Annotated in this window: 18 protein-coding genes; 13 read left to right on the top strand and 5 right to left on the bottom strand. The window is 65.8% G+C overall.

Annotation, left to right across the window (positions count from 1 at the left end; genetic code table 11):
* Nucleotides 1-39 precede the first annotated feature (39 nt).
* The 7 genes from SP5_RS02140 to SP5_RS02110 all read left to right on the top strand — a co-directional run bounded on the left by SP5_RS02140 (nucleotide 40) and on the right by SP5_RS02110 (nucleotide 6,523).
* A complete protein-coding gene (locus SP5_RS02140; RefSeq protein ID WP_042483441.1) occupies nucleotides 40-447 on the top strand; it encodes a DUF2147 domain-containing protein in 408 nt (135 codons plus the stop codon).
* A gap of 34 nt (nucleotides 448-481) precedes the next feature.
* The gene (locus tag SP5_RS02135; RefSeq protein WP_174435497.1) at nucleotides 482-1,810 is read left to right on the top strand and encodes an OmpP1/FadL family transporter; all 1,329 of its coding nucleotides are present in this window, start codon (nucleotides 482-484) and stop codon (nucleotides 1,808-1,810) included.
* Between the two features lie 14 nt (nucleotides 1,811-1,824).
* Complete coding sequence (locus SP5_RS02130) at nucleotides 1,825-2,574, top strand: electron transfer flavoprotein subunit beta/FixA family protein (protein WP_042483440.1); 750 nt, start codon at nucleotides 1,825-1,827, stop codon at nucleotides 2,572-2,574.
* A complete protein-coding gene (locus tag SP5_RS02125) occupies nucleotides 2,571-3,500 on the top strand; it encodes an electron transfer flavoprotein subunit alpha/FixB family protein (protein ID WP_042483437.1) in 930 nt (309 codons plus the stop codon). Before SP5_RS02130 ends, SP5_RS02125 begins: the two co-directional genes overlap by 4 nt.
* A 291-nt stretch (nucleotides 3,501-3,791) precedes the next feature.
* Nucleotides 3,792-4,718 carry an IS110 family RNA-guided transposase gene (locus SP5_RS02120; RefSeq protein ID WP_084220528.1) on the top strand — a complete coding sequence of 309 codons (927 nt, stop codon included), beginning with the start codon at nucleotides 3,792-3,794 and terminating at the stop codon, nucleotides 4,716-4,718.
* A gap of 226 nt (nucleotides 4,719-4,944) precedes the next feature.
* Nucleotides 4,945-5,400 carry a hypothetical protein gene (locus SP5_RS02115; protein ID WP_042483435.1) on the top strand — a complete coding sequence of 152 codons (456 nt, stop codon included), beginning with the start codon at nucleotides 4,945-4,947 and terminating at the stop codon, nucleotides 5,398-5,400.
* A gap of 73 nt (nucleotides 5,401-5,473) precedes the next feature.
* Entirely contained in the window at nucleotides 5,474-6,523 is a 1,050-nt protein-coding gene (locus tag SP5_RS02110) for a LacI family DNA-binding transcriptional regulator (RefSeq protein ID WP_042483432.1), read from the top strand.
* Between the two features lie 110 nt (nucleotides 6,524-6,633).
* On the opposite strand, the gene SP5_RS02105 is transcribed toward SP5_RS02110, so the two are convergent.
* Nucleotides 6,634-7,761 carry a glycoside hydrolase family 68 protein gene (locus SP5_RS02105; RefSeq protein ID WP_042483431.1) on the bottom strand — a complete coding sequence of 376 codons (1,128 nt, stop codon included), beginning with the start codon at nucleotides 7,759-7,761 and terminating at the stop codon, nucleotides 6,634-6,636.
* 31 nt (nucleotides 7,762-7,792) lie between these two features.
* Nucleotides 7,793-9,157: an MFS transporter gene (locus SP5_RS02100; RefSeq protein WP_245613370.1), complete on the bottom strand. Its 1,365-nt coding sequence runs from the start codon at nucleotides 9,155-9,157 to the stop codon at nucleotides 7,793-7,795.
* A gap of 177 nt (nucleotides 9,158-9,334) precedes the next feature.
* On the opposite strand from SP5_RS02100, the gene SP5_RS02095 reads away from it, so the two are divergent.
* Entirely contained in the window at nucleotides 9,335-9,775 is a 441-nt protein-coding gene (locus SP5_RS02095) for a hypothetical protein (protein WP_042483426.1), read from the top strand.
* An 8-nt stretch (nucleotides 9,776-9,783) separates the two neighbouring features.
* Here the strand turns inward: SP5_RS02095 and SP5_RS02090 are convergent, their stop codons facing one another.
* Nucleotides 9,784-12,054 carry a S9 family peptidase gene (locus SP5_RS02090; RefSeq protein ID WP_245613369.1) on the bottom strand — a complete coding sequence of 757 codons (2,271 nt, stop codon included), beginning with the start codon at nucleotides 12,052-12,054 and terminating at the stop codon, nucleotides 9,784-9,786.
* A gap of 177 nt (nucleotides 12,055-12,231) precedes the next feature.
* Here SP5_RS02090 and SP5_RS02085 point away from each other — a divergent pair, with 177 nt between their 5' ends.
* Nucleotides 12,232-13,593: an FAD/NAD(P)-binding protein gene (locus SP5_RS02085; protein WP_042483423.1), complete on the top strand. Its 1,362-nt coding sequence runs from the start codon at nucleotides 12,232-12,234 to the stop codon at nucleotides 13,591-13,593.
* Between the two features lie 131 nt (nucleotides 13,594-13,724).
* Here SP5_RS02085 and SP5_RS02080 read toward each other — a convergent pair whose 3' ends face one another.
* Complete coding sequence (locus tag SP5_RS02080) at nucleotides 13,725-15,242, bottom strand: tryptophan halogenase family protein (RefSeq protein ID WP_042483420.1); 1,518 nt, start codon at nucleotides 15,240-15,242, stop codon at nucleotides 13,725-13,727.
* A 229-nt stretch (nucleotides 15,243-15,471) separates the two neighbouring features.
* Here SP5_RS02080 and SP5_RS02075 point away from each other — a divergent pair, with 229 nt between their 5' ends.
* Together SP5_RS02075 and SP5_RS02070 are read left to right on the top strand one after the other, a co-directional pair.
* Nucleotides 15,472-17,997: a TonB-dependent receptor domain-containing protein gene (locus tag SP5_RS02075; RefSeq protein WP_042483532.1), complete on the top strand. Its 2,526-nt coding sequence runs from the start codon at nucleotides 15,472-15,474 to the stop codon at nucleotides 17,995-17,997.
* 63 nt (nucleotides 17,998-18,060) lie between these two features.
* Nucleotides 18,061-19,083, top strand: coding sequence for a LacI family DNA-binding transcriptional regulator (locus SP5_RS02070; protein ID WP_042483418.1), 1,023 nt, complete (start codon nucleotides 18,061-18,063; stop codon nucleotides 19,081-19,083).
* Nucleotides 19,084-19,324: 241 nt separating this feature from the next.
* Here SP5_RS02070 and SP5_RS02065 read toward each other — a convergent pair whose 3' ends face one another.
* A complete protein-coding gene (locus SP5_RS02065; protein WP_042483415.1) occupies nucleotides 19,325-19,750 on the bottom strand; it encodes an organic hydroperoxide resistance protein in 426 nt (141 codons plus the stop codon).
* A gap of 110 nt (nucleotides 19,751-19,860) precedes the next feature.
* On the opposite strand from SP5_RS02065, the gene SP5_RS02060 reads away from it, so the two are divergent.
* Nucleotides 19,861-20,307: a MarR family winged helix-turn-helix transcriptional regulator gene (locus tag SP5_RS02060; protein WP_042483414.1), complete on the top strand. Its 447-nt coding sequence runs from the start codon at nucleotides 19,861-19,863 to the stop codon at nucleotides 20,305-20,307.
* Nucleotides 20,304-21,086: a glutathione S-transferase family protein gene (locus SP5_RS02055; protein WP_042483412.1), complete on the top strand. Its 783-nt coding sequence runs from the start codon at nucleotides 20,304-20,306 to the stop codon at nucleotides 21,084-21,086. The genes SP5_RS02060 and SP5_RS02055 overlap by 4 nt, the downstream gene beginning before the upstream one ends.
* Nucleotides 21,087-21,173: the final 87 nt, after the last annotated feature.

Genomic DNA, 21,173 nt, shown 5'->3' with positions numbered 1-21,173 from the left:
GCTCCGGCCCGTATGACGGGCATGGAGAGGAGAAGAGGCATGTTGTTGACCCTGACGGCCATGGCCCTTGCAGCGGCCGGTGTGAATGCGGACTCGGTGGTCGGCCGCTGGCAGACCCAGACGCGCGGCGGTATCGTCGAGATCCAGAAGTGCGGCAATTCGGTGTGCGGTCGCATCCTGTCCTCGGAAAAGCTGCGCACCAATCCCGCGCTGACCGACCAGGCCAACCGCGATCCCAAGCTGCGTAATCGACCGCTCAAGAACCTGCTGATCCTGCAGGGCTTTTCGCAGGATGGCGCGGCCTGGGGCGGCGGCACCATCTACAATGCCGAGGATGGCAAGACCTATAGCGCCAAGCTGACGCCCGAGGGGCCGGACACGCTGAAGGTGCGCGGCTGTGTCTTCGTGCCGCTCTGCAAGACGCAGACCTGGACCCGCATCCGCTGATCCTTGCCCAATCACATAGAATTTCCCGGGGAGTATGCTCATGAACAAGTCCCTCAAGGCGCCGCTTCTGGTCTCCGCCATCCTGTCCTCGTCCTTCGCCTTTGCGGGCGCGGCGCATGGCCAGGCCTTTTACCTTCAGGAACAGTCGACCCGTGGCCAGGGTCGCGCCTTTTCGGGTGAGGGTGCCGATACCGGCGCGTCCTCGCTCTGGTGGAACCCGGCGGCGATTGCGGGCATGGAGCGCGGCGAGGCCGTGATCGGCGCATCGGCGATCATCCCCAAGGGCGATGTGGTCGACAATGGTACGCTGATCCGTCGTCCGACCCTGCCCGGTGGCCCCGTACAGACCTTCCAGCCGGTCGGCGGCGACCGGGTGTCGAGCGACCCGATCAATCGCGGCGTCGTGCCGTCGGGCGCGGTCGCCATTCCGCTGAACGACCGGGTCGCGGTCGGCCTGGCGGTTACTTCGCCCTATAGCTTCACCACGGAGTATAATACGACCAGCTGGGCTCGCTACAGCGCGCTCAAGACCGAACTGCGCACGATCGACATCCAGCCTTCGATCGGCATCGCGGTCCTCGACTGGCTGCGCGTCGGTGGTGCGGTGAACGTCGAATATACGAAGGCCGAACTGGGCAATGCACTGCCCAACGTGCTGGCGACGCTGCCGGACGGGTATCAGCGGCTGAAGGGCGATGGCTGGGATCTCGGGTGGAGCGCAGGTGTCCAGCTGCACAATGACTGGGCGACGGTCGGCATCAGCTACAAGTCGCGGATCAAGCATAATCTGAAGGGCAGCCTGGAAGTCGGCGGCCTGCTCGGCCCGCTCGCCACGCAGAACCGGACGATCGATGGTGCGACCGCGACCTTCTACACGCCCGCGCAGATCATCGTCGCGGGCCGTTTCCGGGCGACCGACAAGCTGACGCTGAACGCGCAGGCGGTGCGCTTTACCTGGGCCGATTTCGACGCGATCCGCCTGGGCGCGCCGATCAACACCGCCATCCCGGAAAATTACAAGAACAGCTTCTCGCTGGCGGGTGGCTTCGACTATGCGGCCACGGATCGCCTGACCGTGCGCGCAGGCGTGCAGCGCGGTATCACGCCGACCCAGAACGGCAATCGCGACGCGCGCGTGCCCGACGCGAACCGTTGGAACTACTCGATCGGCGGCTCGTACAAGGTAACCCCGCGCCTGACGCTGGACGCGGCAGGCAGCTATATCGATTTCGCCAATGCGCCCATCGACCGTCGCACCGCCGCCTATAACGGAACGATCCTGGCGACACCGATCCTGACCAATGGTCAGGTGCAGAATGCCAAGGCGTTCGTGGCGTCGATCGGCGGCCGCTTCAGCTTCTGATTGAGAGAGTGGACATGAAGATCGTTGTGCCCGTGAAACGGGTGTTGGATTATAACGTGAAGCCGCGCGTGAAGGCGGACGGGACGGGCGTCGATCTGGCGAACGTGAAGATGTCGATGAACCCGTTCGACGAGATCGCGGTGGAAGAGGCGATCCGGCTGAAGGAGAAGGGGGCGGCGACCGAGGTCGTCGTCGTCTCGATCGGCGAGCCGAAGGCGGCGGACACGCTGCGCACCGCGCTCGCCATGGGCGCGGACCGGGCCATCCTCATCACCTCGGACCAGCCAGTCGAACCGCTGGGCGTCGCCAAGCTGCTCGCCAAGGTGGTCGAGGAGGAACAGCCGGGCCTGGTCATCCTGGGCAAGCAGGCGATCGACGGCGACAACAACCAGACCGGGCAGATGCTGGCGGGCCTGCTCGGCTGGGCGCAAGGCACCTTCGCGTCCAAGGTCGAGATCGACGGGCAGAGCGCCAACGTCACCCGCGAGGTCGATGGCGGGCTGGAGACGGTGGCGCTGACATTGCCTGCCATCGTCTCCACAGACCTGCGCCTCAACGAGCCGCGCTATGCGTCGCTGCCCAACATCATGAAGGCCAAGTCCAAGCCGATGGCGACCAAGACCGCCGGGGACTACGGCGTCGACGTCGCGCCCCGCCTGACGATCACCCATGTCGCCGAGCCGGGCAAGCGCCAGGCGGGCGTCAAGGTCGGCTCGGTCGACGAACTGGTCGAGAAACTCAAAGCACTGGGAGTGGCCAAGTGAAGACGCTGGTTTGGGTCGAGCATGACGGCGGGTCCGTCAAGGATGCCACGCTGGCGACCGTCAAGGCGGCGTCGAAGCTGGGCGAGGTGCATCTGATCGTCGCCGGGCAGGGCGTGGACGGCGTGGCGCAGGCGGCGGCGAAGATCGCTGGCGTGGGCAAGGTCCATGTCGCCGACGATGCGGCCTATGCGAATGCACTGGCCGAGAATGTCGCGCCGCTGATCGCCGAGTTGATGGGCCATCATGACGCCTTCCTCGCGCCGTCCACGACGACCGGCAAAAACATCGCGCCGCGCGTCGCCGCGCTGATCGACGTGATGCAGATCAGCGACATCCTGTCGGTCGAAGGACCAGACAGCTTCACCCGGCCGATCTATGCGGGCAACGCTATCGCGACGGTGAAGACCAGCGACACGAAACTCGTCCTGACCGTGCGCACCACCGCCTTCGAGAAGGCGGCGGCCGAGGGCGGCGCGGGCAGCATCGAGGCGGTAGCCTCCACCGGCGATGCGGCCAAGTCCCGCTTCGTCGGCGCGGAAAAGGCCGAGAATGCCCGCCCCGAGCTGACCAGCGCCAAGATCATCGTCTCGGGCGGTCGCGCGCTGGGCTCGGAGGAGCAGTTCCATGCGCTTATCGACCCGCTGGCCGACAAGCTGGGCGCCGCCGTCGGTGCGTCCCGTGCGGCGGTCGATGCGGGCTATGCCCCCAACGACTATCAGGTCGGGCAGACCGGCAAGATCGTGGCACCCGAAGTCTATGTCGCGGTCGGTATCTCGGGCGCGATCCAGCATCTGGCGGGGATGAAGGACTCCAAGGTCATCGTCGCGATCAACAAGGACGAGGACGCGCCGATCTTCCAGGTCGCCGATATCGGCCTGGTAGGTGACCTGTTCACCGTCGTGCCGGAGCTGACGAGCAAGGTCTGACGGAGGGGGCCTGCCGTTTGGAGCGTGATGAAAGGCTTGATCCACCCCTCCCCTTCAGCGGAGGGACCGGGGGTGGGACGCTTCCGCAAGCGCAAAACCCGCGGTGAGGCCCTACCCCAATCCCTCCCCATGTCTGATGGGATGGTGGTATGAAGGTGTTGCGGAAGGGAGCCCGTCCCCCCCGAGGGTCTGGAGCCCGATAGGGAGCAAGGGTCCCTTCCGCGTTGGTCACAACCCTGAACAGTTGCTTGGGACTGTGGATCCCGCACGACATGGACAGGAGCCTATACCATGCCACAAGCCGTCATCGGCTGCGACCTTTCGCGTGCTCTCATCGACATTTGCGAACTGCCATCGGGTCGGACCGGGCAGATCGCCAATACACCGGATGCCATCGCCGTCTGGCTCGACACGCTCGACCACGACATCCGCCCTGTCTTCGAGGCAACAAGCGGCTGTGACGGTGGCCTGATCGCGGCGCTGGCGACACGCGGCCACCCCTTCTCGCGCGTCAATCCGCGTCAGGCGCGCGAGTTCGCCAGAGCCACCGGCACGCTGGCCAAGACCGACCGCGTCGATGCCCGCGTGCTCGCGCAGATGGGCGCAGCGCTCGACCTGCCCGCTACCATCCCGCTCAGCCCGGCCCGTTCGCGCCTGGCCGATTTCCTGCGACGTCGCAGGCAGTTGGTCGACATGCGCAAAGCCGAAAAGCTGCATCGCCACAGTGCAGGCCAACCCGAAATCGCCCAGGCCATCGAAGCCATGATCACGCTGCTTGGCCAGCAGATCGCCGAACTCGATCGACAGATCGCAGGCTTCATCGCCCAGGATCAGGCCCTGTCCGAACAGGCGCACCTGCTGAACGCCGTCCCCGGCATCGGACCCACCGTCCTGGCCACCTTGCTCGGCGAACTTCCCGAACTCGGCACGCTCTGCCGTCGCAAGATCGCTTCGCTCGCAGGCCTCGCACCCCACGCCCGCGAAAGTGGAACATGGCGCGGCGCCAGACGCATATGGGGTGGACGGCGCAAGGTCCGCGAAGCCCTCTACATCGCCGCCCTCAATGCCTCACGGCGTATTCCCGTCCTCACCGCCATGCGCGACAGGATGCGCGCCAAGGGTAAGGCGCCAAAGACCATACTCATCGCCGTTGCGCGACAACTCCTCGTCATCCTCAACGCCATGATCCGTAAACGTCAGCCGCTACAGCTCGGGTGAGCATCACAGTTGCCCCTTCAGCGGAGGGACCGGGGGTGGGACGCTTCCGCAAGCGCAAAACCCGCGGTGAGGCCCTACCCCAATCCCTCCCCTGAAGGGGAGGGGCCTGGCGCGGATCAATCCGATGTCCTTCGATATCGTGGCATTCCCATCCCAAACAAATTGCAATTTTAAATCTGGGTTAAGATTTCTGGCATAGCATTCACGCGCTGTCGTGGAGTGCCGTATGAAACCAGCCGAACCGCTCGCGCTGAACCATAGCTGGCCCCTGTTCGAGCGTGGCCTGCGTTTCGACCTGGGGCAACCGGACGCCCCCGATCCGGCTTTGAACGAGGCGGACGATGCCTGGCTCGCCGCGCATGGCGTGGGCCGCTGGTCCTGCGACCTGCCGTCTGGAAGACTATCCTGGTCGACGGGTGTCTATGGCCTCTTCGACTGGCAGCGTCATCGTCCCCTGGACCGGCTTGGTATCCTGCCCCTTTATCGATCCGAATCCCTGTCGGCGGTCGAGCGGCTGCGCGCATACGCGATCCGCCACCGGCGCGGCTTTACGATCGATGCGCAGGTCCTGGCCCCGGGCGGCTCCCGCTGGATGCGGATCATCGGCGCACCACAATGTCAGGGCAAGCGCGTGGTAGCGCTATATGGCCTGAAAATGGACGTCAGTGCCGAATATCGCTGATCTATGTGAGGAAAAGCCTGCAAATTCCGTTGCCTGCTTGTTAGCGCCATGAAGCTTTGGCTACCATTCGCATATGACAGACAATATCATGGGAGGGGGCGGTCGCCGCGTGCGGACGATCGCGGATCTGGCGGAAATGGCGGGCGTCTCGCCCGGCACCGTTTCGCGCGCGCTGGCGGGCAAGTCGCTGGTCAATGCCGAGACACGGACGCGGATTCAGGCACTCGCCGATTTGCATGGCTTTCGTCCCAACCAGATGGCCAGCCGCCTGCGCACGCGTCGCACCGGGGTGATCGGCATCGTCGTTCCGCTGGGCCATGACCGGCGCCAGCATTTGTCCGACCCGTTCTTCATGACCATGCTGGGCCATCTGGCCGATGCATTGACGGAAAATGGCTATGACGTGATGCTGTCGCGCGTGATCCCGGATGCGCCCGACTGGCTGGACCGCGTGGTCGATAGCGGCATGGTCGACGGTGTCCTGCTGATCGGCCAGTCGAACCAGTATGACGCGATCGAGCGGGTCGCCAGCCGCTATCGCCCGCTGGTCGCCTGGGGCGTCACCCTGCCGGATCAGATCCATGCGGCGGTCGGCACCGACAATGCCAGGGGCGGCTATCTGGCGGGCCGGCGGCTGATCGAACGGGGGTCCCGCCGCATCGCCTTTCTGGGCGATATCAGCGCGCCTGAAATCCGCCAGCGCCATGACGGCCTGGCGCGCGCCATGGTCGAGGCCGGGCTGGAGGGCGATCCGGTCCAGCTGGCCACCCATCTCGCCTCCGATGTGATGGAGCAGGAAATCGCCGCACATATCGACACCTTGCTGGAGCAGGGCGGGGGGCGTGTCGCGATCGACGGGATCGTCGCGGCGTCGGACATGATCGCGATGACCACCGTGCGGGTGCTTGCCGACCGTGCGATCGCGGTGCCCGAGACCTTGCCCGTCATCGGTTATGACGACCTGCCGCTCGCCGCCCAGGCGGTGCCGCGCATCACCACCGTTCGCCAGGACATTGCGGCAGGCGCCAAGGCGATGGTCGACGCGCTGTTCGCCCGGATCGGCGGGGACGAGGCGGGATCGGTCGTGCTCGACCCCGAGCTGGTCCTGCGCGAAACGGCCTGAGGTCATTCCTCCCTGCGCAAGAGGAGGGGGTGACGCTGGTTGCAAGAGCACAAACCCTCGCAACTGTTGACACCCCTCCGTCAGGTCCCCGCTGGCCGGGGAGGAATAGTTCAGGCGATCGTCACCCGGTCGCCATCGAAAGCCAGCTTGAACCAGGGGGCGGCCGTTCCGCCGAACCGTTCCCGGCGCAAGGACGCGTCAGCGCTCGCATCGCGGCCTTGCATGCCCCAATAGTCCACGAAGCTGGTGACATCGCCTTCGCCGGTGACCCACCAGCAATAGGCTTGCGTCGGCTCTTCCACCGGATTGCCCGCGACCAGCCCGGTGCCGTTGACCGGCCGCCACGGCCCCGCAAAGCTGTCGGCGACCATGGCATACAGCCCTGTCGGCGCGCCGAGACCGGGGGCGAAGCGCTTCCCCTGGGTCGACCAGAAGCAGTAATAATGGCCATCGCGGACGATGATGTGCGGTCGTTCCAATTCGCTGTTGACGCCCAGCGACTCGATCAGCGGCGGCTGGATCGTCCAGCGGTCGCCTTCACGCCTGGCGACGCCGACCACGCCGTCGATATCCTGCTTCACCCAGCCCGCCGAGCCGACAAACAGCAGATACTCCGCGCCGTCCGCCGGATCGCGGAAATAGCCGGGATCACGAAAGCCCTTGATGCCGCCATTTTCCGGCTCGGCCTGATTGGCGACGATGTAATGATGGCCGTCCGCCGCGACGCTTTCGACCGGCTCGCTCCAGTCTTCGGTGCGCGCGTCCTCGCCCTGGATGAGGAAGCGCCCTTGCGTCTCGAACAGCCGCTGCTCGAAGGTGCGGGGCTGGCCGCGCCGCCCGGAGGCGGTGAAATACATGGTCAGCGTCGTATCGTCCTCGCCCAGCACCGCCGAGCCCGACCATTCGCGGCTGCCCGGCGTAAAGCCATCGGCAAAGGTCACGCCGTGATCGCGCCATCCATCCGCGCCATAGCTGGTCAGCCGGATGCGCGCTTCGTCGTGACGCAGCTCGGGATCGGACAGGCGCGGCGTCGCGAGGAAGAACCACCAGCTCCGCCCGCCGAGAAAGGCAGTGCGGCCATCGGCATAGGCGATCTGCCACATATCCCAGAAATCATGGTCGGGCAGGATCGGCACGATATCGGCGGCGGTGAACACCGGCAGGCGCGCGTCGGTCTGCGCAGCGATCCCGGCCAGCGCGTCGGCCGACCAGTGGGCAGGGGCGGGGGTTTCGGTCATGATACCTCAGGGAGAAATCGGAAAAGGGGGATCAGGCTTGCGGGGCGGCACCGAGCGGCAGCCCCTGGGCATTGCGGGCGCGCACGGTGTAGACGGAGACGGCGGCCAGCAGCATCAGCACGCCGCAAAGCGTCAGCACGTTGCGCGGATCGCCGCCCAGCCAGCCTTGATAGAAGAGTGGCAGCGTCACACCGAAGATCAGCATCGGAATGACGATCATCATGTTGAAGATGCCCATATAGACGCCGGTGCGCTCGGGCGGGATCGAGCCTGCGAGGATGACATAGGGGTTGCCCATCATGCTCGCCCAGCCCAGGCCGATGCCGATCGCGGGCAGGAACAGCATCGCCTTGCTGGTCATGTGCGGCATCACCATCATGCCGATGCCGGTGATGACCAGACAGGCGGCGTGGAGCGGCGCAGCCCCGATCCGTTTGGCGAGCGGCACCATCGCGAACGCTGCCACGAAGGCGACGCCGTTATAGAAGGCGGCCACCTCGCCATTGGTCAGCACTGCGGCATGGAAGCCCGACGAGGTTGCGTCGGCAGTGCCATAGACCGACCGGCCGATCGCGTAGATGACGTAGTTCCAATAGGCCATCATGGCGTACCACTGGAACAGGCTCATCAGCGCCAGCTTGCGCATCGGCAATGGCATGTCGCGGATCGCGTCGCCGATCTCCTTCAGCGTGGCGCCGATGCCCTTGGGCGCAGCGGCGATGCGCGCGCGCTCCTCGGGTGCCAGCGGCAGCTCGGGCACCCGCTTGATCGACCAGACGATGGTGACGAAGGACAGGACCGCGCCGATCATGAAGACCACGCGCGCGGTGTAGGGGATGTGGTGCCCGTCCACCCAATCCGGGTTCATTCCCGCCCAGACCAGGATCGAGGGCGTGAGGAAGGCCAGCATCTGCGCCAGCCCGGTAAAGGCGCTCTGCGTCAGGAAGCCGATATTATGCTGCGCCCCGTCGAGCCGGTCGGAGACATAGGCGCGGTACGGCTCCATGGTGATGTTATTGCCCGCGTCGAGGATCCACAGCAGCGATACCGCCATCAGCAACGACGAACTGAGCGGCATGAAGAACAGCCCCAGCGCACACAGCACCGCCCCGATCAGGAAATAGGGCGTCCGCCGTCCCCAGCGGCTGTCCGTCCGGTCGCTCATCGCGCCGATCAGCGGCTGGATCAGCAGGCCGGTCATCGGCCCGGCCATCTGCAACAACGGGATCTGCGCCTCGGACGCGCCGAGATAGCTGTAGATCGGCGCCATATTCCCCTGTTGCAGCCCGAAGCTGAATTGCAGGCCCAGGAAGCCGAGATTCATCTCCAGGATGCGGGTCAGCGAGAGGCGGGGCTTGGCCGAGGCCATCGTACCAACAGGAGTGGAGGGGGTCATGCGGGTCCTCTCGCACGCGGGGGGTAGGTCCGTATCTAGCGCCGGTTTAGCCGCGTTGGGACCATCATGGCGTGATCGAAGACGGATTGCAACAAACGATTGCATAAGCGGCGCGAGGATAGCTTGTCCTAAGTTGGAAACGGTGGAATCATGTTCCAGCGAAGGGAACGAGCCGCCATGTTCTTCATGATTCTCGGCATGATGATGCAGGCCGCTCAGCCGGGCAGCGGGGCGCTATGCGATGTGGGACGGGCCGTGCTTGTCGATCTGCCGTCCACGAGTGCAAAGAATGAATATGTCGAGACAGCCCCTGAACGCAGCGGCTTGATGAAGCTTTGCCCCCAATTGCGGCACGGCCTGCCCGATGGTTATGCCGCCGCGAACGACGATGCCCGCGCCCGCGCCAGCCAGCACTATCCGACGTCGGCGCCGCCACCGCCTTGGGCGGGTATCTATACGGTCGACGCGCCGGTCATGGCGGCGGATGGCCAATCGGCAACCGTGGCGATCAGTTGGGAGTGCAGCGGCCCCTGCGGCAGTGATACGGTCAGCCGCTACATCCGCGCGACCGGTGGCTGGCGGCGGGAAGGCAAACCCCGGGTCCTGCGGATGTACTGATCCCCCGCTCACCGCCCGCCGGGCGGAAGGTTCGTCTCCAGATAGCGGGTCATCAGCGAATAGAGGTGGATGCTGGTATTCTCGCCCTCATAGATGCCGTGGCTGCGGTCCGGGTAGGCCATCATCGTGAACGGCTTGTTGAAGTGGATCAGCCGGTCCACCAGCCGGTCTTGATTCTGGTAATGGACGTTATCGTCCAGCGTGCCGTGGATCAGCAGCAGATTGCCCTTCAGCCGGTCGGCAAAGGTGATCGGCGAGCCGTTCTTATAGCCTTCCGCATTGTCCCGCGGCAGGCCCATGTAACGCTCCTGATAGATGGTGTCGTAGAGCTTCATGTCGGTCGGCCCCGCCACCGCGATGCCGGTCTTGTAGAGGTCCGGATAGCGGAACAGCGCATTCTGGGTCATCGCGCCGCCGCCGCTCCAGCCCCAGATGCCGATTCGGGCCGGGTCGATATAGGGGCGCGTGCTCAGCATCTTGCGCACGCCTGCCGCATAATCGGCGGAGGCGAGGATGCCGACCTGGCGATAGATGATCTTGCGCCAGTCATGGCCGCGCGGGGTGGCGGTGCCGCGTGGATCGAGGCTGGCGACCAGATAGCCCTTCTGCGCCAGCATCCGGTGCCACAGCCCCTGCGCCCCCGCCCAGCGGTCCGCGACCGTCTGGCCCCAGGGTTCGCCATAGACGAAATACAGGATCGGATAGCGCTTGGCCGGGTCAAAGTGCGGCGGCTTGATGAGCCAGCCGTCGAGCTGCGTGCCGCCGCCGATATCGACGCGGAAGAACTCGGTGGCGGGCAGGCCGGTGTCCTTTACGACCTTGGCGAGCGGCGCATTGGCGGCGAGTGTCCGCAACGGCTGCTGCCGGGTCATGTCGAGCATGTCCGTGACCGGCGGCGCGTCGAAGCGCGAGACGGTGTGCAGCGCCCAATGCTCGCCCGGCGCTATGTCGTAGCTGTGCGTGCCCGGCTGGCCCGCCGGGGTCAGTCGCTCGACCTTCGGCGTGCCCGACAGGGTGGTGCGATAGAGATAACGCTGCGTCGGATTGTCGGGCGAGGCGATGAACCAGGCATAGCCCGCCTTCTCGTCAACGTTCAGCAGCTCGACCACATCGAACTTGCCCGGCGTGCGCAGGGTCGCGCGGCCACTCGCGCGGTCGATGGTGTAGAGGTGACGCCATCCGTCCCGCTCGGACAGCCAGGTAAAGCTGCGCCCGCCGTTCAGCCATTCGGGGGCGGGATTGGCCTCGACCCAGGCGGCATCCTTTTCGACCATGATCGGCTTGACCGCGCCGGTCGCCGGATTGCCGAGCAGGACGTTGTACGTGTTCTGGAGCCGGTTGGACTGCTGGATGAACAGCGCGTCGGAGCCGCCCGCCCAGCTGATCTGCGGCACGTAATTCTGGCGCGGATCGCCCGTCAGCTTGAACCAGCGGGTCGCGCCATCGGCGACATCGATCACGCCGGTCGTCACCGCCGAATTGGTCGTCCCCGCCTTGGGATATTGCAGCGGGATCACTTGCGAATATTGGCCGCCGGTGTTCTTGATCATGTCGAAGGTGCCGACGCCCTTCGTATCGAAGCGCAGGAAGGCGATGCGCTGGGAATCCGGGCTCCACTCGAAGGCGCGATGGACGCCGAACTCTTCTTCATAGACCCAGTCGGCCAGGCCGTTGACGACATAATCGTCGCCGTCTCTGGTCAGCGCGGTCGCCGCGCCGCCCCCGATCGGCTCGACATAAATATTGTTGCCCCGGACATAGGCGATGTGGCGGCTGTCCGGCGAGACCGTCGCGTAGAGCAGGGTCGAGGGCGCGGCGTCGCCGCCGATCTTGTGCAGCCGCTTGGCGGTGGTGTCGTACAGCCAGTAATCCGACAGCGCATTGGTTCGGCGGAAGCGCTTGCCATTGGTCTGGATCAGCAGCCAGCGATTGTCGGGCGACCATTCATAGCTGTCGATCCCAAGCGGCGCGCTCGCCCCAGGCGGGACCAGATCGGCGGCGGCGACCACGACCTGTCGCTGTCCGTCGGCGATCGCATAGCGGACGATGTCCTGTCCGCCGCTGGGCGCGTTCTCCAGCGCGAGGTAGCTTTCGCCGTCCTTGCCCCAGCGGCTGGCGCGAACGGACTCGGTGCGCACCGCTCCCGGGCCGAAAATCCCCTCGACCGACAAGGCACCGGAAGGCGCGGCGGGCAGCGTCGGGGCCGAGGCATCGGACGGCGGCGGCATGGGCACCGGCGTCTGGGCCATGAGCGGGGCCGCCAGAGCGACCCACGACAATGAAACCGAAAGTCCGTAATTCCGCCAGCACGACCGCATCGACCCACCCAATCCTCGATCTGAAGCATGGAAGCCTTAACGGCAGCTCGCAAAATCGTATACTGAAATCTGCGTGAAGATCGGCCGTGATGGGATTAGGGCGTCGGCGGTGGCGATCACGAAGGGACGGGTCGGTTGATGGATGCAGGAATCGAGCATGTCGCGATTATCGGCGGCGGCTTTGCGGGCACGTTGCTGGCCATCAATCTGGTGCGCCATGGCGGCCCGCGCGCGACGCTGATCGAGCGACGGGCCAATCAGCTGGCGCGGGGCGTCGCCTATAGCGCGGCGCATGCCGAGCATCTGCTGAACGTGCGGGCGGGCAATATGAGCGCGCTGCGCGACGATCCCGATCATTTCGTCCGCTGGCTGGTCGCGCGTGGGGCGGGGGATGCGAAGACCTTCGTGCCGCGCCGCGTTTATGGCGACTATCTGCGCGACCTCTTGATGGAGACGATCGCGGCCGACCCGGCGCGGCTGACGCTGGCGAGCGGCGAGGTGGTGGCGCTGGAGCGGGAAGGGCATGGCTATCGCCTCGACATGGCGGAGGGCGCCGGGGTGACGGCGGATGCGGTGGTGCTGGCGCTGGGCAATCTGCCGCCGCACACACCGCCGGGGATCGATCCCGGCGCGCTGGCGGACGGATGCTATCGCGAGGATCCCTGGGCGGGCGATATCGCCGAAGGGCTGGGCGAAGACGACCGGGTGCTGCTGGTCGGTAGCGGGCTGACCGCGATCGATGCGGCCTTGCTGCTGGATGCCAGTGGCTTTGGCGGGCGAACCATCGCCATCTCGCGCCGGGGCCTGGCCCCGCGCCGCCATGCCGAGACGCCGCCGGTCATCCCTCTACGCGAACGGCCCGCCGCCAGCCTGTCGGCGCTGGTCCGGCATGTTCGCGGTGCGGCCCTGGAGCAGGGATGGCGCGGCGCGGTGGATGCGCTTCGTCCGGTGACGCAGATGATGTGGGGCGCGGCGGATGGCGCGACCCGGGCGCGGTTCCTGCGGCATGTGCGGACCTATTGGGATGTTCACCGCCACCGCCTCGCGCCATCGGTCGCCGATCGGGTGGAGGCGCTGGTCGAGGTGGGGCGGCTGTCGATCGCGGGCGGAAAGCTGGTGCGGGTGGAACCGGACGGGCAGGGGGCCGTCGTCCATTGGCGGCCGCGCGGGAGCGATACCGTCGAGCCCTTGCGGGTCGCGCGGATCGTCAACTGCACCGGGCCGCAGGGCGACCTTCTTCGTTCGCGCGAGCCGCTGATCCGGCAGTTGATCGGCGAGGGGATGATCCGCCCGGACGCGCTGCGCATCGGGCTGGAGGTCGATGCGCAGAGCCATGTCGTGGCCGCGGATGGCGGAGTGGCCGAGCGACTCTATTGCATCGGTCCGATGACGCGCGGCGGATTGTGGGAAGTCGTCGCGGTGCCGGACCTGCGGCAGCAGAACTGGGAACTGGCACGGCGGCTGGCGCACGCACAATGGGTCGGCGGCGAGGGGCTCTGACCATTCCTCCCCGGAACGGGGAGGGGGACCGCCGCGAAGCGGTGGTGGAGGGGGTGGGCCTCAAGGGAGGCCCTTGCCGAAGCTCCCCTCCGTCAGCGCTTTGCGCTGCCACCTTCCCGTGCCGGGGAGGATCAGGCAGTCGCCCCGATCTTCTTCAGCCAATCCGCATGGCTCGGCATAGACTCCGCCATCTGCCCGATCGCGCTGGCCAGCTTGCCCACGAACCCCCGGCTCTGCGCCGGATCGGCATAGGCCAGTAGCGGGTCCAGCCCCTCGGGCATGTTGAACTGCCCGAGATGTACCGCCGCCCAGCTGGCCGGGCCGAACAGGTCCATGTCGCGCGCGACCAGCCGCCCGCTTTCGCGAAAATGCGCGATCTTCATCGCCAGCGTATCGGGGATCGGCATGCCTGCGCATTCGCGCCATAGCGGTGCGTCCGTTCGCTCGGTCAGCTTATAGTGCAGGATCAGGAAGTCGCGGATCCGCTCATATTCGGTGATCGCGACACGATTATATTCCTCGATCCCGGCGGCGGCGAAGGCCCGCGTGGGGAAATAGGCGAGCAGCTTGGCGATGCCCGCCTGGATCAGGTGGATGCTGGTCGACTCCAGCGGCTCCATGAAGCCGCTCGACAGGCCGATGGCGACGACGTTGCGGTTCCACATCAGCTTGCGCCGCCCGGTGGTGAAGCGAAGGAAACGCGGATCGCCCAGCGCTTTGCCGTCCAGATTGGCCATCAGCGTCGCGGCGGCCTGATCGTCCGAGATATGGCGGCTGCAATAGACATAGCCATTGCCGGTGCGATGCTGGAGCGGGATGCGCCATTGCCATCCGGCCTCCCGTGCGGTCGAGCGGGTATAGGGCGTCAGCCCGTCGCCGCCGGTTTCGCACGGGGCCGCCACCGCACGGTCGCAGGGCAGCCAGTGCGTCCAGTCCTCATAGCCGGTGCCCAGCGCCTCTTCGATCAAGAGCCCGCGAAAACCCGAACAGTCGACGAACAGATCGCCTGCCAGTACCCGGCCATCGTCCAGCGTGACCGAGGCGACATGGCCGCGCGCGCCCTCCAGCGCGTGGCCCGAGATCTTCCCTTCGACCCGCACGACGCCGCGCGCCTCGGCATAGCGGCGCAGGAACCGCGCATAGAGCCCGGCATCGAAGTGATAGGCATAGTCGAAGGTCGAGGCGACGCTGCGCGGATCGGCCATGGGTTGGGCGAACCGTCCGCGCTGGCCCGCGCCCCAAGCCATGGACAGGTCGTCAAAGGCGATGCCGCTATCCGGCCCGCCCGCCGCCAGCCAATGCTGATGCACCGCGACCAGATCGAAGGATTTGCCGTGCGTGCCGAAGGGGTGGAAATAGCGATGCCCCTTGCGTCCCCAGTCGACAAATTCGATTCCCAGCTTGAAGCTGCCCCTGGTCTCGCGCAGGAACTCGGCTTCGTCGATGCCCAGCGTCTGGTTGAACAGGCGGATCGGCGGGATGGTCGCTTCGCCGACGCCGACCGTGCCGATGGCGTCCGACTCGACCAGCGTGATCGACAGGCCACGCGGCATCGCATGGGCCAGCGCGGCGGCGGTCATCCAGCCCGCCGTACCGCCGCCGACGATCACGACCAACCGGATTGCTTCGGCGGACCTGTCGTTCATCATGCCATCCTCTCCATCATCCCGCACGCTGACGGTGTCGCCCCCTGTCACGCCATATCATGCAAAGGTTTGCGATCCCACCCGGTCTTCCGCGCGCTAGCTTCTGTGATTTTCGGATCACACTCAGCAGAAATTCTATGCAAAGGTTTGCATAATGCCGTTGCAAACGATTGCTAATGTGATACCCAGAATGCACGACATCCCGGACACCGGGGCGAATCAGGAGAGGGATATGACGACGAGCGTTCTGCGGTCCTGCGGATCGATGGCGGCCTTGGCAGTGGCGCTGGTCAGCGCACCGGCCTTTGCACAGACGGCGCAGGCTCCGACCCCGGCGACCCAGGAAGGAGCCACCCCCGACGCCAGTGCCTCCAGCGAAGACATCGTCGTCACCGCGACCAGCGGCGAGCGGTCGCGCTTCCGCAGCTCGATCTCTGTGTCGCAGGTCAGCCAGGAGGCGATCCAGAACTTCACCCCCCGTTCGACCGCCGAAATCCTGCGCAACATCCCCGGCCTTCAGCCCAGCGATACGGCAGGTCCGGGCGGCAACGCCAATATCGGCGTGCGCGGCATACCGGTGTCGACCGGCGGCTCGGAATATGTCTCGCTGCAGGAAGACGGCCTGCCCGACGTCTTGTTCGGCGACATCAATTTCGGCAACAACGACTATTGGCTGCGCTTCGACCAGAATATCAAGACGGTCGAGGCGGTGCGCGGCGGTTCGGCTTCGACCTTCGCCAGCCAGGCACCGGGCGCGGTCATCAACTTCATCAGCAAGACCGGCGAGACCAAGGGCGGCCAGATCGCCTACTCTAACGGCCTTGGCTTCCGCGAGCACCGCGTCGATTTCGACTATGGCGGCCCGATCGACGACACGACGCGCTTCCATGTCGGTGGCTATGCGCGCAACGGCGGCGGCTATACCAACGAGAATTTCAACATCCTGCGCGGCTATCAGATCAAGGCGAACATCACCAAGGATCTGCCCGACAATCGCGGCTTCATCCGCCTGTATTTCAAGCGGTTGGACGAACAGGCCCCTACCAACACCACCACGCCGACGCTGGCCACGCTGGACGGCGACCGGGTGACGGGCTTCACGCCGCTGCCCAATTTCGACGGGCGGTCGGGGTCGGCGTACACGATCTACAACCGCAACTTCCAGTATCTGGACTATGACAATGGCGGCGTGAAGACGGCCGAGGTGCAGGGCATCCACCCGCGCGTCACCGGTATCAGCGGCCAGGTGCATTACGACATCACCGACAATATCTCGCTGGACGACACGATCCGTTACCAGTGGATCAGCGGCAACTTCACGACCCAGTTCATCAACGTCCAGACGCGCACCGGCACCGGCGGCCTGATCGGTTCGACGGTGAATGGCCAGACGGTCGGCTCGATCCGCTATGCGGCGGGGCCGAATACCGGGCAGCTGTTCACGGGCGCCTATGTGAACAACAACCCGAACATCAACGTGTTCATGAAGAACATGGACAATTTCGCCAACAACCTCACCCTGAACGGCAAGTTCGATGTCGGACCGGGCAAGGCGCGGCTGACCGCCGGTCTGTTCGTGATGCGGCAGAACATCGTCCAGGACTGGCATGTCAACCGCCAGTATAGCGAGCTGAACGGGAATAACGCCGCGCCGCTCGACCTGTTCTCGACCACGGGCACGCAGCTGACCGCCGCGGGCCAGGCGGGGTTCAACGACAATTGGGGCAGCTGCTGCGCGCGCCGTGTCGACCTGACCTATACCGATGTCGCGCCCTTCCTGCAGGCGGGTTACGAGGTCGGCGGGCTGAACCTCGACGCCTCGATCCGCTATGACAGCGTGCATGGCGAAGGCACGGCCCAGGGCGGCGTCGCCGGTCCGACGACCCGCGTGACCGACGCGCTGGGCTCGGCGCTGATCCCCTCGCTGGTGCTCAGCCCGAACGTGGAGAAGATCAACTATACCGATGGCTATGTCAGCTGGTCGGTCGGTGCGCTCTATGCGTTTGACAGCAAGACCAGCGTTTTCGCCCGCGCCAGCCGCGGCGGCCGCTTCAACGCCGACCGTCGTGTCCTGTCGGGCAATTTCAACGCGGACGGCTCGCTGAATGCGCAGGGGCAGGCGACCTCGGTCAACTTCCTCAACCAGCAGGAAATCGGCCTGAAGCAGCGCGGTGGCCTGTTCGGCGCATCCTACTCGGTCGAAGTCACGGGCTTCCACTCGACCCTGACCGAGAACAATTACGACTTCACCCGGATCAACAATCCGGCGCCGAACAACAATCCGAACATCTCGAACGGCTATCGCTCCTACGGTATCGAGTTCACCAGCCGCGTGACGTACGGCGACTTCCACCTGGCGGTCGACGCGACCTATGCGAATTCGAAGATCACCAGCAGCGCCACGCCGCAGCTGGTCGGTAAGAAGCCCGGCGGTCTGCCCGACTTCCTGTTCGTGGTGTCGCCGTCTTATGATGCGGGTCCGATCGCGTTCGGCGTGAGCATGAACGGCCAGACCAGCACCAAGTCGGACGATTTCAACCTCTATACGATCAAGGGCTCGACCTTCTTCAACGGCTTCATCACCGTGCGGCCGATGGACAAGCTGGAGCTGGGCCTGAACGCGAACAACATCTTCGACAAGCTCGGCTTCCGTGGCGGCGGCGGCATCTTCCCCGTCCTGTCCTCGACGCAAGGGGTGTTCAACAACACCGCGCTCTATGGGCGCACGGTGACGGCCTCGGTCCGCTACCGCTTCTGATCCACTCCCCTTGGGGCGGGTGCCACTTGGCATCCGCCCCGTTTTTCGTTCAGGAGGACGGCCATGACCCAATCGGCTCCGCCCGCCCGAACACTGAAGGACATTGCCCGGCTGGCGGGCGTGTCGCCCGGCACCGTCAGCCGCGCGCTGGCAGGCAAGAGCGTGGTCAATGCCGAGACGCGGGCGAGGATCGAGGCGCTGGCCGCCGAGCATAATTTCCAGATCAACCAGATGGCCCGCCGCCTGCGCGCACAGCGGACCGGCGTGATCGGCGTCGCCATCCCGCTGGGCCATGAGCGGCGGCAGCGGCTGTCCGATCCCTTCTTCATGTCGCTGCTCGGCCATCTGGCCGACGAACTGGCGTCGCGCGACCATGACGTGATGCTGTCGCGGATCATCCCCGACGATGACGATTGGCTATCGCGGATCACCCGATCGGGCATGGTCGATGGCGTGCTGCTGATCGGCCAGTCGGACCAGCTGCCGGTGATCGAGGCGGTGGCCGAAACCTATCTGCCGCTCGTCGTCTGGGGCAGCACCATGCCCGGCCAGCACCACTGCGCGGTGGGCGTCGACAACCGGCTGGGCGGGCGGATGGCGGGCGAGCACCTGATCGCCACCCGCCGCCGTCGCATCGCCTTCATGGGCGAAGTCCGCACGCTGGAACTGGCGCAGCGCCATGCGGGGCTTTGCGAGGCGATGGCCGATGCCGGACTGCCTCCGCCCCAACAACTGGACGTGGCGCTCGCGCCCGAGCTGATGCCCGACCAGATCGCGGGCAATCTGGCGCGGTTGCAGGCCGAAGGGCAGGGGATCGACGGCATCGTCGCGGCGTCCGACATGATCGCGCTCGCGACGATGGCGGCGCTGGTCGCCGCAGGCCAGTCGGTGCCGGGCGATGTCGCGGTCACGGGCTTTGACGACCTGCCGCTGGCCGAGCGCGCCATTCCCCGACTGACCACGATCCGGCAAGATCTGGAGGCGGGGGCCAGGGCGATGGTCGAGGCGTTGTTTACACGGCTGGACGGAACCGCCGCGCCGGGGCTGGAAATGCCGCCACGCCTGATCGTGCGCGATTCCGCTTAGGAGCAGAGAACTTCGATTTTTGCGTATTGCTTCCCTCGCCCCTCACAGAGGGAAGAGAGTTGCGCAGACTTGGTCTTTGCGTGAGCAAAGGCTTAGTCGGAGCTGGGTGAGGGGTGGCGCGCAGAGCGCGCGCGAGCCAAAGGCTCGCTCAACCCCTCACCCAAGCTGCGCTAGCCAGCCAAGCTGGCAAGCTTCGCTAACCCTCTCCCCTATCCAGGGGAGAGCGAAGAAACAAAGGGTGTCAGGCCAGCGTCAGGCCGACATCCACATTACCGCGCGTGGCGTTCGAGTAGGGGCAGATCTGATGCGCGGCCTCGACCAGCTTCTCGGCCTCGGCGCGATCGATGCCGGGCAGGTCGACGGTCAGGTCGGCGGTGATGCCGAACCCGCCCGCTGCACGCGGACCGATGCCGACCTTGGCCGACACGGCGACGGCATCGGGAATCTTCACCTTCAGCTGCTGGCCCGCCACCTTCAGCGCGCCGATGAAGCAGGCCGAATAGCCCGCCGCGAACAGCTGTTCCGGGTTGGTGCCGTCGCCCCCGGCGCCGCCCAGTTCCTTCGGCGTCGACAGCTTGACGTCGAGCGTGCCGTCCGGGGTGGCGGCATGGCCGTCACGACCGCCGGTGGCCCGCGCCTGGGTCTGATACTTCACGTCGATCGTCATGATGATGTCTCCGATACTATTTATCGCGATAAATATATGGGGTGATGGAACGGACTTGTCCAGCGGTTCTTTTATCGTGATATGCATTTCGCTCTAAAGGGAGATGGCGAATGTCGGCCCCATGGCCGCTCGACGAACAGCTGTGCTTCGCAGTCTATGCCGCCAACATGGCGATCCAGCGCAGCTACAAGCCGATGCTCGACCAGCTCGGCCTGACCTATCCGCAATATCTGGCGCTGCATGTCCTGTGGGAGGAGGACGGGCGCACGATCGGTGCGATCGCGCAACGCCTGTCGCTGGAGTCCAGCACGGTCACGCCGCTGGTCAAGCGGCTGGAGGCCGCCGGGCTTCTGGTGCGCGAACGCGATCCGCACGACGAGCGGCAGGTGCGCGTCAGCCTGACCCCCGCCGGGCGCGAGATGCGCGACCGGTGCGGCTGCCTGGGCGAGGAACTGATCGCCCGGTCGGGGATGGAGGTCGATGACCTCAAGGCGCTGAAGGCCGAGGTTCACGCGCTGCGCCAGGCACTCGAACGGCGCGAGGGCGCGGCGGCGTGATCCTCTATGATCATCCGCTGTCCTCCTATGGGCAGAAGGTGAAGATCGCGCTCCGCGAAAAGGGCATCGCCTTTACATGCGTGCTGCCCGACGATTTCGGCACGGGGCGGCAGGATACCGAATTTGCCGCCGCCAATCCCCGGACTGAAGTCCCGGTGCTGATCGTCGAGGACGGACAGGCGATCTTCGATTCGACGATCATCCTCGACTATCTCGACGAACGCTGGCCGGACTCGCCGCTGATGCCCCGCGATCCGCTTGTGCGCGCCCGCCAGCGCGAGGTCGAGGAGATTGCTGACGGCCCTTATGAGGCGGTAAACTGGGGCTATGGCGAAATCCTGTGGTTCCGCCGCGCCGAGGGTGCGCTGGCGGATGACATGTGCCATGTCGCGGCGACGGATACGCGGGTGGTTCAGGCGTGGCTGACGAAGCGATTGGGCGATGCGCCCTGGTTCGGCGGTGAGACGTTCGGGCGGGCCGATGCGGCGGTCGCGCCGATGGTCAACCGTTCGGTGCATTACGGGCTGGCGCCAGTGGCGGGATCGGCGCTGGCACTGTGGCATGAGCGGGTTTCGGCCCGGCCCGCGGTGGCCGAGACCTTTGCTGAGTTCGATGCGGCGGCGGCGCATATGGCGCAGGCCGCCGACCATTATCGCAGCGGCGGACGACGACGCGAATATCGCGACCACCGGCTGGAATGGATGATCCGCTCGGGCGGGGTGCCGGTGGTGCTGGACGGGTTGCGCGAGGATACGATCCGGTTTTCGTGGCCGGGTTGAGGTTCGGGGCTTGGCCTTCGACTTCGCTCAGGCTGAACGGCAATCAGTACCAAGCTCCAACGCCCCCAAACCCCGTTTAGAGTCGAA

It is taken from the genome of Sphingomonas parapaucimobilis NBRC 15100, from assembly GCF_000787715.1.
Taxonomy (GTDB): domain Bacteria; phylum Pseudomonadota; class Alphaproteobacteria; order Sphingomonadales; family Sphingomonadaceae; genus Sphingomonas; species Sphingomonas parapaucimobilis.
This window is presented reverse-complemented; position numbering and strand designations above follow the sequence as displayed.